Genomic DNA, 15,019 nt, shown 5'->3' with positions numbered 1-15,019 from the left:
CCCATTATAAAGTTGCAGTCCTATATAAAGTAAAAACTTATATGACACCCACTTAAATCTAAATTCAGCAACTTATTCCAATTCAAACCCATCATAAAGTTACAATCCTATATAAACTTACATGACACCCATTTAAATCTAAATTCAACAACTGATTCCAATTCAAACCCATCATAAAGTTGCAGTCCTATATAAAGTGACTAGTATTTTTATAGAAACACAACATTGGAGGTTTTATGGCAATCGCTCGAAAAAGACAAATTAGCCTAAGTGATACTCGCTACTATCACTGTATATCTCGTTGCGTAAGAAAAGCTTATTTATGTGGCATAGACAAGCATACGGGCCAATCGTATGAGCACCGCAGAGAATGGGTTGAAGATAAAATTATAATGCTCGCTTCAATATTTTGTATTGATGTATGCGCCTATGCTGTGATGAGTAATCATACACATATCATCCTTCATGTAGATAATAATAAAGCTAACCGCCTAAATGATAAAGCCATTGCTTTACGCTGGCACAAAGCATTTAAAGGTACTTTATTAACTCAACGCTTTGTGAAAAATGAGGTGCTCTCTACTGTCGAACTGCAATTAGTAAAGTCTAGCATTGGAGAATATCGTTCAAGGCTAATGGACATTAGCTGGTTTATGCGATCACTTAATGAGTACATTGCTCGCAAAGCTAATAAAGAAGATAATTGTAAAGGTAGATTTTGGGAGGGACGCTTTAAATCTCAAGCTTTACTTGATGAGTCAGCACTAGTGGCTTGTATGGCCTATGTCGATCTAAACCCAATCCGTGCTGGAACCGCTTCATCACCTGAAAACTCAAATTATACAAGTATTAAAAAACGTATTGCAGCAGCACAAAATGCCAAACAACCTAGGTCCTTATTTCGCTTTGCAGGTTTAACGACAAAACACACTGTAAATGGTTTGCCTTTTGAACTAAACTCTTACCTAAACCTTGTTGATAAAACAGGGCGCTGCATAAGAACAGATAAAACAGGTTATATAGATCATTCTTTGCCACCGCTACTAGAGCAACTAAACATATGCCCTGAAAACTGGCTAAAAATCACCAGTAAGTTTACTAAAGTCTTTCATGGTGCTGTTGGTAAACCAGATGCAATTGACCGGTATTGTGAACACCAACACTTTAAACGACGAAGTAACCTCAAAAATTGCGAAAAACTATTAGCGTAATACCATATAAAACAACTCTTTACTTTTTATCAGCTCAAGGCTGAAGCTTGTGCTGCCAGTTATTTGCTATACTCGCCCCAAAATGAACATTTACTATTCTGAGAAGAGTTTTTTAATATCATTAGACACATAAAAACTCATGTAACTGTATTGAACTTGGGTGTCATTTTAATTTTTAAAAGTAGTGGATGTCTTTTAACTTATCTTTTAAATTAAAACTAACCTACGTTGTATCTACAAAAAGTAGTGGATGTCTTTTAACTTATCTTTTAAATTAAAACTAACCTACGTTGTATCTACAATTTACAATATCACAGCTCCAATTCGAATGGTTTGGGAGCATGAGTTAATATTTCATAGCCTGTTGGTGTAATTAAAATATCTTCTTCAAGGCGCACACCACCAAAATCAGGAATATAAATACCAGGCTCGATGGTGATCACATTGCCAACTTCTAATTGATGTTTACAGTTTATATTTATAAAAGGCTGTTCATGTAAAAATAATCCGAGCCCATGACCAAGCCCTTGTCCTGCATATTTACCAAAGCCTGAGGCGTCTAACATTTGTTGCGATACGTTTTGTAAATCAACACAATTAACACCAGGACTAAGTAAATCAATTGCCGCTTGTTGCGCAGTTACAACAGTATTGTATATTTGGGTTTGTTTTGTAGATGCTTTCCCTAACACATAACTGCGAGTCATGTCTGAGCGGTAACCGTTAACAACCGCACCAAAATCCAAAGTAATAAAATCCCCTCTTTGAGCTGGCGGTCACTTGGGCTGCCATGTGGTAAAGAGGTACGTTCAGCAAACATTAAAATGGTCGCAAATGACATCCCCTCAGAGCCTAATTTTTGCATTCTAAACTCAAGCTCTAGCGCTAAATCTCGCTCACTTACACCAGCTTTAAAAAACGGTAATGTTTGTGCCAATGCATCATCAGCAATGGCGGCGGCAGCTTTGATTTGCGTTACTTCCCATTCAGTTTTGACCATGCGCTGACGTTCAACTAGTCCTTGAATTGGTAATAATGTATGACCACTCAAATCATTCGCTACTTGCTGCCAAAGCGCCACATTAATAAATGCAGCATCAAAACCTAAACGGCTGTTAGCTGGTAAAAACCGATTAATACAATCGCCTAAACTTTCGTTATCACGGTCACGGCTGATCACTTCAAAACCATGGCACTCTGCTTGTGCTCGCTCAAAGTAGCGATAATCGGTAATTAGTACACAACTTGTTTGCGTCACTATTGCATACGCGGCATTACCACTAAAACCACTTAAATAGCGAATATTCTCATGACCTAATAGTAAAATGGCGGTTAAATTTTCGCTTGTTAATTGTTGTTTTAAAGTCTGTTGGCGCTGAAAAAGCTGACTGTTCATCGAAATATAAATCCTAGTTTTAAGGGATCGCTTGGCTCAATTAGACAATATATGTTTAGCAATTACAAATACACTTACGCAAACTACTTCGGTGAAAAGCTAATGCAGCGCAAGCACTTACAGATGTACCCGTTGAGCGCTCCTATCCTCAACAAAAATATAAATATCTAACACCTTTACTTAGTTGTCGGAATCAATAAATAACATTTGAGTCATGATTATTTTTTTGTATACAGTATATCCTTGCGTTTTTTGGCGCAATAGCGTTGATAAAAATACCGATCCGCTCCTACTCAGTTTCAAGGCTGGTTCACTTTTTAACAAGAATATGACTTATTATTGCAAAGCAGCTTACTAAATATTTTATGCTCATGATTGCCGCCAATTAGTAAAGCATCAGCCATTAAACTTTATGCATCACTACCATCGGTTTCACCTTAATCCAACAGATATCGGCTGAAAATAGCACCCATAAGTTACAAATAGCTTTGATTTCTTGAAACTAATAAATAGTAACAAATGTGTAACGAGAAATAGACTAAAAAAGAGTTAATTATTTAGGACTTTATTGATACAAAATAGTTGTTCTATTTATAATCATCATTTTAAGTTTATAGCTGCTAGATTAAAAAACTAAGTCGATAGAATAACTAATAGGGGTTAACATGCAAGATCAAGCCTTCACTATCAAAGTAATGACAGAAAAAGAAGTGGGCATTGCCATTGACTGGGCAGCGAAAGAAGGCTGGAATCCAGGCCTGCACGACGCTCATAATTATTATAAAGCTGACCCCAATGGTTTTTTAATCGGCTACCTTGGTGATGAAGCGATCGCTACAATTTCGGTTGTAAAATACGATAGCAGTTTTGCATTTTTAGGCTTTTATATTGTTAAACCTGAATATCGTGGCAAAGGTTACGGCATGCAGATTTGGCAAGCCGGTCTTGCCTACCTTAAACACTGCAATATTGGTCTTGATGGGGTGATTGAACAGCAGGATAACTATAAAAAATCAGGATTTAAACTGGCTTACCGTAATATTAGATTCGAAGGTTCTGGTGGGGGTTATGCTCCTGAGAATTTAGAAACTATAGAACTGGCAACCTTGCCCTTTGCAGATATAAAAGAATATGACAAAACATTATTTCCCGCGGATAGATCTGGCTTTACTCAAAACTGGATAAATCAACCTAACAGTAAAGCATTAGGTATTTTAGAAAATGGTCGGTTAGCTGGGTATGGCGTGATCAGAGCTTGTCGCGAAGGCTTTAAAATAGCTCCACTATACGCAAATACAGCTAAATTAGCAGAGTCTCTTTTTATAGCATTAAAAACATCAACACGTTATGACGAAACGATATACCTTGATATACCCGAAGTTAATCAAGCCGCACTAGCTTTAGCAGAACACCATAACATGAAGCCATCATTTGAAACTGCAAGAATGTACACCAAAGAAAAGCCACATTTACCTCTGGACAAAGTATTCGGTGTAACATCTTTTGAAATAGGCTAAATACTATTTAGCTATGAGTTTATCGCGCAGTGCATTGGTTTAGCCGCCAGCTAATAAAATATACATACAAACATAACATTCTAAATTTTTACTATATATTAAACAACTAACGGGTTTTTGGGCCCTTGCGCGGCTGTAGAGTTTGCCATAAAAGCGGCTATTTAAACCGTCAGTCGCGAGGTGGGTGTCATCTAAACCTGCCTCATCTAAACCGGTCTTATCTGAACCCATGGCAAATTCTAGCCCTGTTAAATAAGTTCAGCATAAATTAAACCTTAGTCGGTTAGACTTTTAATTGAGTGGCTTAGCAGTTCGGCTTTTAGTGATGCGCGCAGGTCGAACATTTCATCAATCTGCGAAACAGACAGTTACGTGGCAGTTACGCCTTTATGAGCTTCAAAAATAACCAATCCTTGAGCTTCACGCACTCGAATGCGAGTACAAAATTGCCTATTATCAAACGGCTTAGTTTTAGGTCATATTCATCGTTATTTGCCGCGAAACCAAATATAAAATCTGTATTTTTATTTTAATACAATAATTTAGAGTAAACAAAAACTCCGTGAGAGTAGAGCTAATAGCCCAAAGAGTTAAAACCATCCACCACAGATTAATTTACAATCCAATTGTATGAGCCGCTTTTCAACGCAACTCGCTTGCAGTACAGCAGTGGCGCAAGCACAATAGCCAAATACAAATAAAGGAGAGCACCATGACAATATTTGGTATTGGTACCCAAACTAAAGAGCAGGCATTAGCCAGCCTAAGTGATATGACAGGCGATTTGACGGCTATTCAAGCTGATGAACACTTAGCACGTATCGCTAATGCACAAATCTATATGCAAGCGAATGGCATTGATGCGATTTATCTAAACGCAGGCACTAACCTTGCCTATTTTACAGGCATGCGTTGGTATGCAAGCGAGCGACTGGTAGGTGCTATCTTACCTGCCAAGGGCGACTTACAATACATTGCCCCGTATTTTGAAATTGGCTCACTTAATGGTTTTAAAGTAATTGATGGACCAATTCGTGGCTGGCAAGAGCACGAAAATCCCTATGCATTATTTGTAAATATAATCACCGAAATGGGCATTGCAGCCAATGGTACTGTGGGAATTGACGAAAGCGCACAATTCTTTATTTTTGACGGTATCAATAAAGCGCAAACAGGCTTAAACCTAGTCAATGCACAACCTGTGACCGCTCATTGTCGAATGCATAAATCAGCCAACGAGCTGGCACTGATGCAACGCGCTATGGATATGACGTTAGCGGTTCACCAAGCAACTGCAAGTATGTTACACGAAGGAATCAGCACCACCGAAGTTGAAGCGTTTATCAAGCAAGCACACCAAAAAGTAGGTGCTCCAGGTAACTATTTTTGCATCGTATTATTTGGCGTTGCAACCTCGTTCCCACATGGTGTGAAAGACCCGCAAATTCTTAAAAAAGGCGATATGGTACTGATTGATACTGGCTGTAAAGTACATGATTATTTATCAGATATTACCCGCACCTATGTGTTTGGTGAGGCCACAGAGCGCCAACGCCAGTTTTGGGATTACGAAAAAGCCGCGCAAATCGCCGCCTTCAACGCCGCTAAAATCGGTGCTCCTTGTGAGGCCGTTGATGCTGCAGCACGCAGTTATTTAGCCGCACAAGATTTAGGTCCTGAATATCAAACCCCAGGTTGTCCGCATCGCACCGGTCACGGTATTGGTTTAGACATTCATGAATGGCCTTATTTAGTTGGTGGTAACAAAACCCCGCTCGCAGCAGGCATGTGTTTTAGTAACGAACCTATGCTAGTTGTACCCGATGAATTTGGCGTTCGCTTAGAGGATCATTTTTACATGACCGACAACGGCCCTAAGTGGTTTACCGAGCCAGCTCACAGTATTGACGACCCATTTGGTTTAGCAGGTTAATTTAACTTAAATTAGCTTATCCCTAAAGCTGCACGGTAAGCCCCCTGCCATGTAGCTTTATAAAAACTAACAATAGCCCCCTTGAATTTACTCCCCCTCGCCTGCATATCCCTGTTACATTTTGTAAAAAATAGGCTCACTGATGAAAAAGCTTAAAATCGACATAGTTTCAGACGTTATGTGCCCATGGTGCATTATTGGTTATAAAAACCTTGAAACAGCCCTTGCGCAATTAAGTGACGAATTTACAGCTGAGATCAGCTGGAAGCCATTCGAACTAAATCCTGATATGCCCGTTGCAGGCCAAGATTTAAATGAGCATTTAGCGCAAAAATACGGTCTCACTGAAGAGCAAGGTGACGAAAACCGTAAACGTATTTTAGAGATGGGCGAGCAAGCAGGCTTTGACTTTAATTTTGACGGCAAACGGATCATGATCAATAGTTTTGATTTACATCGTTTACTGACATGGGCTGCCACTGAAGGCAAGCAAACTGAATTAAAACTGGCATTTTTTAAAGCACACTTTACTGATTTAGTTTATTTAAATGAGCAAGATACGCTGCTTGATGTAGTGCAAAGCGTTGGCCTTGATAGAGCCCGCGCAAAAGAAATTTTAGACTCTGGTGAGTATTTCCAAGAGGTTCGTAGCGAGCAAAGTGCGCTACAACAGATGGGCATTACCTCAGTGCCAACTTTTATCATTAACGAGCAATACGCCCTCACTGGCGGCCAGCCAAGCGACGCATTTGTGCAAGCCTTTAAACAAATCGCCGAGCAAGAAGCACAGCAGTAAAATAAAAAGCCATGTAACAACTATTGGGGGTCACTTCAACTAAGTTAAGTGGCTTTTTACCTTATGTGCCAATCTTAGGGTGCTGTTGAATCAGTGAGTTCTAAATCAAATACTGCACTGACTGATGCCGAAAAAACAATATTTTCCTGCAAGTACTTACCAGGGCTTGTAAATTGCTGAGTCCGATTACCGCTCACTACAATTCGATCAATAGCTTGATTTTCGCCATACCGATTAAAACTATTATTGGCAGCCGAGTTGATACTATAAATACTCCCAAGCTTAGTACCAAATGCCTTGGCTAATGAGCTGGCTTTCTCTTTTGCATCATTCACAGCCATCGCATTGACTTGTGCTTTTAAAGCCTTCGCTGCTGATGATTTTAGCTCTATACTTTTAATTGCATCAATTTTTACGCTCAGTGCAAAATCCAGGAGTGCATTCAAGCGCTTAATATCCGTTGATGTTACTTTAATACTGCGGTTAGCTGTATAGCCTTCCAATTGCTGTTTATCGCTCTCGGTATACGAATAGCTCGGCTGCGTGTTAATGCTTGAAGCAGAAACATTTTTCTCATCAATATTAAACTTAGAGAGGCCAGCTAAAAAACTATTGATCCGATTATCAACATCCTTTTTCGCATCTAAACTAGAGACTTGTAAACTTTCCACCTCGAGGTTAATCACAGCAATATCAGGCTTTGCTTTTAACTGCGCCTCCCTGGTGACTACAATATGTCGGTTATCTGGCAAAGCCGTATTTGCATTGACAAATGAGGCAAAAGCTAAGAACGCAAAAAGACTAACGTAATTCATAATATCCCTTTCAAAAAAACCAGTAAATACGTAAGAGCATGGCAACCTTACAGCGTTTCTTTATCAATTACTTTAATATTGTAAAACTCACTATCGCTTGGCTCTTCGAAATATTGAGTAACGTGATTAAACACAGCTTCAGTGTCAAATGCAGCTCTATTTGGTTGTTCAATGCATCGCTCGGGCAATTTGCTGAAGGCATAACTCATTCGATACTTTTAAGTAAGTAAACTCAATATTAGCTTGTATTTCAGTAGCTAAACTTTTTAACCATGCTCGCTGTTTTTTTGTATTAGCAGGGAAGTCCATAACCACAGTCGCGCCAGCTTGCAGAATATTTTGAACATGAACTTTGAGTAAAGACCTCAATAAACCAGAGTAGTTAATATAATCTTCAAACGACTTGATTTGGTCAGGGTAAAGTGTAGCCAACCAGTCATCTTCACTGATAAGCACGGCATTACGTTCAAGAGCTATTTTTTTAGCTTCGGTTGATTTACCTGCCCCCATTTTGCCACAGAATAACAGTAAAGATCCCGCTACCACCATGAACCGTTCTCCTTGTTGTATTTTGGTTTCTATGCAAATAACTTAACACAAGCTGTAAAGATATAGCACTGTATTAAGTATCACATGAGTCTTAAAAGTTAAGCTAATTTTAAGATGGGTGTCTGCGAAAATAAGCTAATTTTAAGTTGGGTGTCTGCGTAAATATTGTGTTATTACACAACCCAATTTAAAGACACCCACTTTAAACTAATGACTGTTTTTTCTTGAACCAGCTAACTATAAGCATGGCTCTTCCCTGTTACATTCCTTTACAGACTTGCGTGCCTATTTTTATTGTGATTTTACAAGTCGTGGTATTCTTCACAAAAAGTAGCGTCTATATTTTCGCTGCACTAATTATAAAAATGGAGAACGTATGAGTAATTCTTTTAAAGTGCCGCATACTTTAATTTTACTGCTGGGTATGATGGTCACTGCGTTAGTTGCTACGTGGCTAGTACCGCAGGGATTTTTTGATACTACATTATCTGATTCTGGCCGAGAAATGGTGATTGCCGGCACCTATCAAACTGTTGCAGAACGTCATTATTTGACCCCATGGGATTTATTAACCGCTATTCCGCGTGCTTTTGCCGCTGCGCAAGATGTGATCTTTTTTGTATTGATTGTTGGCGGCGTACTTGCCATTGCCCGTGCTACCGGCACGGTTGATGCGTTGATTGGTCGTTTACTTGAACGCCATGGTAGACAACCACAACGACTTATTTTTATGGTGGTATTTTGCTTTGCCTTAGCATCGAGCAGCATTGGTACTGCGGGAGAATACATTCCGTTTGTGCTGATTTTAGTCGCTTTATGTAAAGCCATGCGCCTTGATGCAATGACTGCGGTCGGTATGATTGTGGCAGGTTACGGGATTGGTTATGGGGTATCGGCGTTTAACCCGTTTACGGTGTTAATTGCTCAGCAAATTGCTGAAATTCCAGTGTATTCTGGCTTATGGTTACGTTTGGCGATATTCGTGCCGTTTGTATTAATTGGCTTTCACCATGTGTGGCAATACACTAAAAAAGTCGCAAACGATCCAAGTAAATCCATGATGCTTGATGTACCTTGCCCTTTAGGCGATAAAGCAACACCGCAGTATCCTGTACTTGCGCTGCGCCATAAACTAATTTTAGGCAGTTTTATCATCACTCTTGCTGTCGCTGTGTGGGGTATTGCCACTAAAGGTTGGTACTTATACGAGCTAGGCGGTGTATTTATTGCCTGGGGTGCGATTGTTGCTGTACTGGGGCGCTTATCAGCAGATGAAACTGCCAACCGTTTTATTGAAGGGGTCTCAGACCTCGTAACTACCGCTATTTTAATTGGTGTGGCCCGTGGTATTGCCTTGATACTGGAAGATGGGCAAATTTTGCATAGTTTAGTGCATGGTATGTCGCTACCACTTTCGTATGTGAACGCCGAGATCTCAGCCATTGGAATGTTAGTCATTCAAGCAATGCTCAATACCTTTATTCCATCAGGATCTGGGCAAGCGTATGTAACTATGCCGCTGATGGCCCCACTGGGCGATTTAGTCGGCGTGCCACGCCAAGTGGCTGTACTTGCATATCAATTTGGCGATGGCTTTTCAAATATGATCATCCCAACTAATGCAGTCTTAATGGGGATTTTAGGGATGGCGGGCGTACCTTACGGCCATTGGTTCCGCTTTTGTTTACCATTGTTACTTAAGTTAATGTTAGCCGCATCAATTGTATTAGTGCTTGCAGTAATGTTTGGTTACGGCTTAGATGTACAACCAAGTGCCGTTGGCAGCTAAAGTTACTGGATGCTTAAACGTAAAAACCACCTTTGTAGGTGGTTTTTACGTTTAAATCAAAGTCACTCGTTTTTCTAGCTAACTTTACTCTCGCTAACTTTATTTACTCTTACGTTCTATACAGCACTTTGATAACATGCCAGCCAAATTTGGTTTTAACTAAATGTGGCTCTAAGATCTCAGCACTAAAAGCGACTTTATCAAACTGTGGAACCATTTGGCCGCGTTTAAACTCGCCTAAATCACCGCCTTTTTTACCTGACGGGCAGGTTGAATGCTTTTTAGCGAGCACTTGAAACTTAGCGCCTTTTTTTAATTGCTTGATGATATCTTCAGCAAGTTCTTTATGCTTAACCAAAATATGTAATGCGTGTGCAGTGCTGGCCATTATTTGTCTCTACTCAATTTAACTGCGGCGATTTTAACACAACATTTAATGCCTTATAAGTAATGCTGATCATAGTCACTGTTTGGTATACGACAGTAATCGTACTTGCCAAATAAGCGATATCGATTAAACGCAATGCGATCGTACGCCCAGTTACGTAGGCATTTGGGAATTATTCGCAATATTTTAGCTATCTGCCAAGGCCAACCAAGCTGCGTAACAATATTAATAAATGCATCACTTTGCGTAATACATTGATTATTTTCAACATAAATCATAGTTTTATAATTATCTGTTGCATAGTTAAAGTAACTTAGTATCGCTTGGCCTTTTAAAGACTGCACACTGCATAGTTTAAAATGCAACTGCTTGTCGTGTTTAATAATAAAATTGCACCACGCGCTGCATAGCTTACACTGCCCGTCGAATAAAATGATTTTATTGTGTTGTATTAATTGTTGCGCATTCAATGTTGGCATAAACCGCTCTTATCTTGAATAAGTAAAATGATCTAAACAGGCGCAAGTAGATGCCATAAAGATTACGTTATGGCATGAAATTATTTACTTGACGCTGCAAGAGACCAACGCCAAATCCGACGAATACTCCACCACTGACCTTATTAAGTATCGTCCCCCTTTTTTGCGAGGATAGCTTTGATTTTGCATAAGTAGCACAGAATGCATAGATAGTATTTATTACTATTACTAAACAGCTAAAAGTCACAGCAAGCAGAATATTTAACTCTTCTTTAGATTATAGCTGTGAAACACAAACCATATCCGAGTTGCTATTTTACTACAATTACCTAGTAAATTTTGCCTTTGTATTGTCAACGCATTTAAAAAGTGTGGCAAGTTTAATTAAAGAAAGCATGCGTATTTTATCACTTCATAAATGTACTTGTCTTTTCATCATAATCCTTTTTATCAGCCAAAGACGACTTGCTAGCCTAGGCATGTAATTATTGTTTCCTAGTGCAAAAAATAAATTTGAATTAGTAGCAAGTAACCTGTCGATAGACTCTGTGCTACTGTAAATTCAATTGAAGCAAAGAAAAATGTATTTTTTTGTTACTTTCGCTCATAAACCAACCGCTCTTGCGGTTAAGGTTTATATCGACAAATCATTACAACCGCCCTAATACAAACAAATGCTTTATAAACAAAGATAAAATGGGCATTCAAAGGCTAATTTAGGTATATTGCTTTTAGTCATTTTTATGGATATGATAATGGCTATCATTTACAATTACCTTTCGGATCCTCTATTATGAAAGCAGTATTTAAATCAGCTACCACCTTAGGTGTGAGCCTTCTCTTAGTATCAGCATTTGTTGCGCAACCTGCATTTGCTAATGGCCCTATTGGCGAACATGTAAATCACTTACAAGCAAATATCAAAGATTACTCAGAAGAAGTTGAATGGATGATCGGCAAAGTCGATACCATAGTAAGCGACTATGAAAGCAAAGGCGTAAAAGCAGTAAAAAGCGATGACCTAATCGAGTATTGGGAATCAGTGAAGTTTCACAGCGCGATTGAAACAAATTTTGTGCCGGTATATGCGTCAATCTGGCAAGGTATTTATGGCGTAAAAATGGCCATTGATAATAACAAGCCGGCGACTGAAGCTCGTAAAGAACAACAAGCGATGAATGCTGCCTTGTGGCAAGGTCTTGGCGCAGTTAAACTAGCGGCGCAATTTCAACAAAAAGGTTTGCTTGCAAACGTTAAAGCAACTGCAACCACAAGCATGACTCAAAGTGCTACAATCGATGAAATTAAACATAAACTTGATCGTGTCATTGCCAAATATGCAGAGCGTTTAAGTGATGAAGCAACCAGCATTGTGCACGATACTTACCTTCACCTATTTGAAGGTGTTGAAGGCACACTTATCGAACAAGATGCCAAACTTGTTGAAATATTAGAAAAAGATTTTAACGTGACACTGCCAAAAGCAATTTCAGATAACAAAAGTGTTGATGAAGTACGCGATGTGGTAAGTAGCATGCACACTAAATTAGACCGCGCCAAGGTATTACTCGAAAAAGCCGAAAAAGCACGTAAGGATGTATTTTAAGTGAAGCGTAGGACCTTTATACAAGGCCTAGCTGCGTTTGGGGCAATCGGTGCATTACCATTGCCTCTTTCTCGCGCACTAGCTGCCAACATAGCAAACCCAGTTTCTGTTGATGACTTACCTAAACTTGAAGGTGAGCTGACCTTATACCTAGGTCGTGGTGAAGGTGGTTTGTATGAAAATGTGCTACAAGCAATTCAAGACAGAAACCCCAACTTTAAACTAGGCATTCGTCGTGGTCCTACAGCAGCTTTAGCCAATACCATTGTTGCTGAAGCAAAAGCAGGGGTGCGTAGAGCCGATTTGTTTTGGGCTGTTGATTCTGGCGCTATTGGCTTGGTTTCAGATGCCGGCCTTGCACAACCTATTCCGAGTGATCTATCAGCGCAGTTGCAACCACAGTTTCGCTATAAAGATTGGGCCCCTGTCACCGGTCGTGTGCGCACCATACCCTATAACACTTCGCGTTTGACCAAAGAGCAAATTCCAACCAGTATTATGGACATTGCTGATAGTGACTTAAGCATTGGCTGGGCACCTGCGTATGCATCGTTTCAATCATTTGTAACGGCAATGCGTATTCTCGAAGGTGACGATAAAACAGCGAAATGGCTGAAAAAGATTAAGAAGCGTGCTAAAACCTATGCCGGTGAGTTGGGTGTAGTAATGGCCGTTGAACGTGGTGAAGTGGATATTGGTTTTGCTAATCACTATTACACCTTACGTTTAAAATCAGGCAAACCAGATGCCAAACTTGATTTAGCATTTACCCAACAAGATGCTGGCTGTTTAGTCAATGCATCAGGTATTTTGGCATTGAACGACGACCCTCTTGCCACTCACTTTATGCGCTATTTATTAAGCATCGAAGTGCAAGGTTACTTGGCTCGTGAAGCCTATGAAATTCCGCTGGTAAATGGTGTCCCTCTACCTGAAGGGTTACCATCTTTAGCCAATATTTCACCACCCAAAGTGGACTTAACACAGTTAGCTGATCTTCGGCCAACCATAGCTTTGATGCGAAATAGCGGCGTACTGTAATGCGACTACCAGCTTCTTACCCAATGGCGCTGCTTGCAGCGCTTATTGTTTTATCTCCTATCTTTATTTTAATAACGCTGGCCACTGATGCCAGCTCTTTGTTTGATAATCATAATTTAAGTATTCTCGGCAATACTTTGTCCTTGATGGTATTAACGGTCATTGGTTCTATTTTAATCGGAGTACCGTTAGCATTTATCAGCGCTTATGTGCGTTTACCGTTTAAAAAAGTATGGCTGGTGTTTTTTGCCGCGCCTCTAGCCATTCCCAGTTACATTGGTGCATTTACGCTTTATGCGGCTTTTGGCTCCGGCGGAGAGATACATAATCTACTTGGTATTGAACTGCCATCGATGGATGGACTCAGCGGCGCAGCTATTGTCATGACTCTTTACACATTTCCATTTGTAATGATGACTACCCGCTCATCTTTACTTAGTCTTGATGCAAGCATGGTTAATGCGGCCCGCACCTTAGGTATGTCGATGACCGAAAGTGTATTTAAAGTCATCTTACCCCGTGTAGTAAATGGCATTGCCGCAGGTTCGTTATTGGTCGCCCTGTATACTTTGTCTGACTTTGGCACACCTGCAATGATGCGCCTTGATACCTTTACCCGGGTTATTTATGTCGAGTACAATGCTTTTGAGTTAAGTCGTGCGGCAATGTTATCGTTACAGTTGTTGGTGATTGTGGGCTTTTTACTGTTGATTGAGTCACAAATTAAAACGGCTAGCGAACGCCATGGCCGGCCATTAATTTTGTTTCCTAGTAAGTGGCAACTAGCGGCTATGTTTGCCACTTTTGCGCCTATTTTATTATTAGCCATTGGCTTACCTCTGGCGATATTTTCGCTGTGGTTAGCGCGTGATGGCTTTAGCTCATTTGATTTTAGCATCGCGTGGAATTCAGCGTATGCCTCAGCCATTGCTGCAGTGGTTGCGGTGATTGTAGCTATCCCTGTTGCCCATGCTGCACTTAGCGGTAAAGCGGGTCGTATCATGGAGCGTGTTACTTACTTTGGTTTTGGTATTCCAGGTATTGTAATGGGCACCGCGCTAGTTTACGGTGGTTTGCAATTGCCGTTTTTATATCAAACATTAGGGCTGTTGATCATTGCCTATATGCTGCGTTTTTTACCCTTAGCGGTAGGCTCTGTGCGCACTAGCACTGAGCACCTTGATCCAAGTTTAGTTAAATCTGCGCGGGTCTTAGGCGCCAGTCCGCGCGAAGCATTTACCCGCATAACTTTACCACTCACAATGCGTGGGATCATAGCCGGTGCCGCTTTAGTATTTTTAGAATCCATGCGTGAATTAGAAGCAACCTTATTACTTGGCCCAACTGGTTTTGAAACACTATCGACTTATTTATGGCGTGTTTATGAGGCGGGCTATTTTGGTCGTGCTGCTATTCCTGGGTTATTGTTAGTACTGATTTCTGCGTGCGGTTTAGCTATTATGATGTCTGGCGAAAAACGTAACCAACTCGAACATTGA

General features: G+C 40.2%; 13 protein-coding genes and 1 pseudogene. 8 read left to right on the top strand and 6 right to left on the bottom strand.

What is annotated here, in order from left to right; translation table 11 throughout:
* Nucleotides 1-236 precede the first annotated feature (236 nt).
* Nucleotides 237-1,211 carry a transposase gene (locus P4S61_RS19725; RefSeq protein ID WP_182730787.1) on the top strand — a complete coding sequence of 325 codons (975 nt, stop codon included), beginning with the start codon at nucleotides 237-239 and terminating at the stop codon, nucleotides 1,209-1,211.
* Nucleotides 1,212-1,522: 311 nt separating this feature from the next.
* Here P4S61_RS19725 and P4S61_RS19720 read toward each other — a convergent pair.
* Nucleotides 1,523-2,607: pseudogene (locus P4S61_RS19720) on the bottom strand (M24 family metallopeptidase).
* 665 nt (nucleotides 2,608-3,272) lie between these two features.
* On the opposite strand from P4S61_RS19720, the gene P4S61_RS19715 reads away from it, so the two are divergent.
* On the top strand, nucleotides 3,273-4,124 hold the full coding sequence (locus P4S61_RS19715) for a GNAT family N-acetyltransferase (protein ID WP_257326912.1): 852 nt from the start codon (nucleotides 3,273-3,275) through the stop codon (nucleotides 4,122-4,124).
* A gap of 39 nt (nucleotides 4,125-4,163) precedes the next feature.
* Here P4S61_RS19715 and P4S61_RS19710 read toward each other — a convergent pair whose 3' ends face one another.
* Nucleotides 4,164-4,355 (bottom strand): hypothetical protein, encoded by a 192-nt coding sequence (locus tag P4S61_RS19710; protein ID WP_337119037.1) that lies wholly within the window; start codon nucleotides 4,353-4,355, stop codon nucleotides 4,164-4,166.
* A 481-nt stretch (nucleotides 4,356-4,836) separates the two neighbouring features.
* Between P4S61_RS19710 and P4S61_RS19705 the strand changes: the two genes are divergently transcribed.
* Both P4S61_RS19705 and P4S61_RS19700 read left to right on the top strand, forming a co-directional pair.
* Nucleotides 4,837-6,057 carry a M24 family metallopeptidase gene (locus P4S61_RS19705; protein WP_337119036.1) on the top strand — a complete coding sequence of 407 codons (1,221 nt, stop codon included), beginning with the start codon at nucleotides 4,837-4,839 and terminating at the stop codon, nucleotides 6,055-6,057.
* A gap of 142 nt (nucleotides 6,058-6,199) precedes the next feature.
* Nucleotides 6,200-6,853 carry a DsbA family oxidoreductase gene (locus P4S61_RS19700; protein ID WP_337119035.1) on the top strand — a complete coding sequence of 218 codons (654 nt, stop codon included), beginning with the start codon at nucleotides 6,200-6,202 and terminating at the stop codon, nucleotides 6,851-6,853.
* Between the two features lie 74 nt (nucleotides 6,854-6,927).
* Here the strand turns inward: P4S61_RS19700 and P4S61_RS19695 are convergent, their stop codons facing one another.
* Complete coding sequence (locus tag P4S61_RS19695; protein WP_337119034.1) at nucleotides 6,928-7,668, bottom strand: SIMPL domain-containing protein; 741 nt, start codon at nucleotides 7,666-7,668, stop codon at nucleotides 6,928-6,930.
* 168 nt (nucleotides 7,669-7,836) lie between these two features.
* A complete protein-coding gene (locus tag P4S61_RS19690) occupies nucleotides 7,837-8,217 on the bottom strand; it encodes an AAA family ATPase (protein WP_337119033.1) in 381 nt (126 codons plus the stop codon).
* Between the two features lie 376 nt (nucleotides 8,218-8,593).
* Here P4S61_RS19690 and P4S61_RS19685 point away from each other — a divergent pair, with 376 nt between their 5' ends.
* Entirely contained in the window at nucleotides 8,594-10,006 is a 1,413-nt protein-coding gene (locus P4S61_RS19685; protein ID WP_337119032.1) for a YfcC family protein, read from the top strand.
* A gap of 109 nt (nucleotides 10,007-10,115) precedes the next feature.
* On the opposite strand, the gene ppiC is transcribed toward P4S61_RS19685, so the two are convergent.
* Nucleotides 10,116-10,394, bottom strand: a complete 279-nt coding sequence (gene ppiC, locus P4S61_RS19680) for a peptidylprolyl isomerase PpiC (protein ID WP_182730794.1) — start codon at nucleotides 10,392-10,394, stop codon at nucleotides 10,116-10,118.
* 53 nt (nucleotides 10,395-10,447) lie between these two features.
* A complete protein-coding gene (locus P4S61_RS19675; protein ID WP_182730795.1) occupies nucleotides 10,448-10,873 on the bottom strand; it encodes a thiol-disulfide oxidoreductase DCC family protein in 426 nt (141 codons plus the stop codon).
* A gap of 793 nt (nucleotides 10,874-11,666) precedes the next feature.
* On the opposite strand from P4S61_RS19675, the gene P4S61_RS19670 reads away from it, so the two are divergent.
* Genes P4S61_RS19670 through P4S61_RS19660 form a run of 3 tightly spaced genes read left to right on the top strand, consistent with a single transcriptional unit; the run spans nucleotide 11,667 to nucleotide 15,019 of the window.
* A complete protein-coding gene (locus P4S61_RS19670; protein WP_337119031.1) occupies nucleotides 11,667-12,479 on the top strand; it encodes a hypothetical protein in 813 nt (270 codons plus the stop codon).
* On the top strand, nucleotides 12,480-13,520 hold the full coding sequence (locus tag P4S61_RS19665; protein WP_145234493.1) for an extracellular solute-binding protein: 1,041 nt from the start codon (nucleotides 12,480-12,482) through the stop codon (nucleotides 13,518-13,520).
* Nucleotides 13,520-15,019, top strand: a complete 1,500-nt coding sequence (locus tag P4S61_RS19660) for an ABC transporter permease (RefSeq protein ID WP_145234494.1) — start codon at nucleotides 13,520-13,522, stop codon at nucleotides 15,017-15,019. The genes P4S61_RS19665 and P4S61_RS19660 overlap by 1 nt, the downstream gene beginning before the upstream one ends.

Source organism: Pseudoalteromonas sp. B160 (genome assembly GCF_037162485.1).
Lineage (GTDB): Bacteria > Pseudomonadota > Gammaproteobacteria > Enterobacterales > Alteromonadaceae > Pseudoalteromonas > Pseudoalteromonas rhizosphaerae.
This window is presented reverse-complemented; position numbering and strand designations above follow the sequence as displayed.

Excerpts from the sequence above, each read along its gene's own strand:
- P4S61_RS19725 (WP_182730787.1), top strand. The coding sequence starts at position 237 with ATGGCAATCGCTCGAAAAAGACAAATTAGCCTAAGTGATACTCGCTAC.
- P4S61_RS19715 (WP_257326912.1), top strand. The coding sequence starts at position 3,273 with ATGCAAGATCAAGCCTTCACTATCAAAGTAATGACAGAAAAAGAAGTG.
- P4S61_RS19710 (WP_337119037.1), bottom strand. The coding sequence starts at position 4,355 with ATGGGTTCAGATAAGACCGGTTTAGATGAGGCAGGTTTAGATGACACC.
- P4S61_RS19705 (WP_337119036.1), top strand. The coding sequence starts at position 4,837 with ATGACAATATTTGGTATTGGTACCCAAACTAAAGAGCAGGCATTAGCC.
- P4S61_RS19700 (WP_337119035.1), top strand. The coding sequence starts at position 6,200 with ATGAAAAAGCTTAAAATCGACATAGTTTCAGACGTTATGTGCCCATGG.
- P4S61_RS19695 (WP_337119034.1), bottom strand. The coding sequence starts at position 7,668 with ATGAATTACGTTAGTCTTTTTGCGTTCTTAGCTTTTGCCTCATTTGTC.
- P4S61_RS19690 (WP_337119033.1), bottom strand. The coding sequence starts at position 8,217 with ATGGTGGTAGCGGGATCTTTACTGTTATTCTGTGGCAAAATGGGGGCA.
- P4S61_RS19685 (WP_337119032.1), top strand. The coding sequence starts at position 8,594 with ATGAGTAATTCTTTTAAAGTGCCGCATACTTTAATTTTACTGCTGGGT.
- ppiC (WP_182730794.1), bottom strand. The coding sequence starts at position 10,394 with ATGGCCAGCACTGCACACGCATTACATATTTTGGTTAAGCATAAAGAA.
- P4S61_RS19675 (WP_182730795.1), bottom strand. The coding sequence starts at position 10,873 with ATGCCAACATTGAATGCGCAACAATTAATACAACACAATAAAATCATT.
- P4S61_RS19670 (WP_337119031.1), top strand. The coding sequence starts at position 11,667 with ATGAAAGCAGTATTTAAATCAGCTACCACCTTAGGTGTGAGCCTTCTC.
- P4S61_RS19660 (WP_145234494.1), top strand. The coding sequence starts at position 13,520 with ATGCGACTACCAGCTTCTTACCCAATGGCGCTGCTTGCAGCGCTTATT.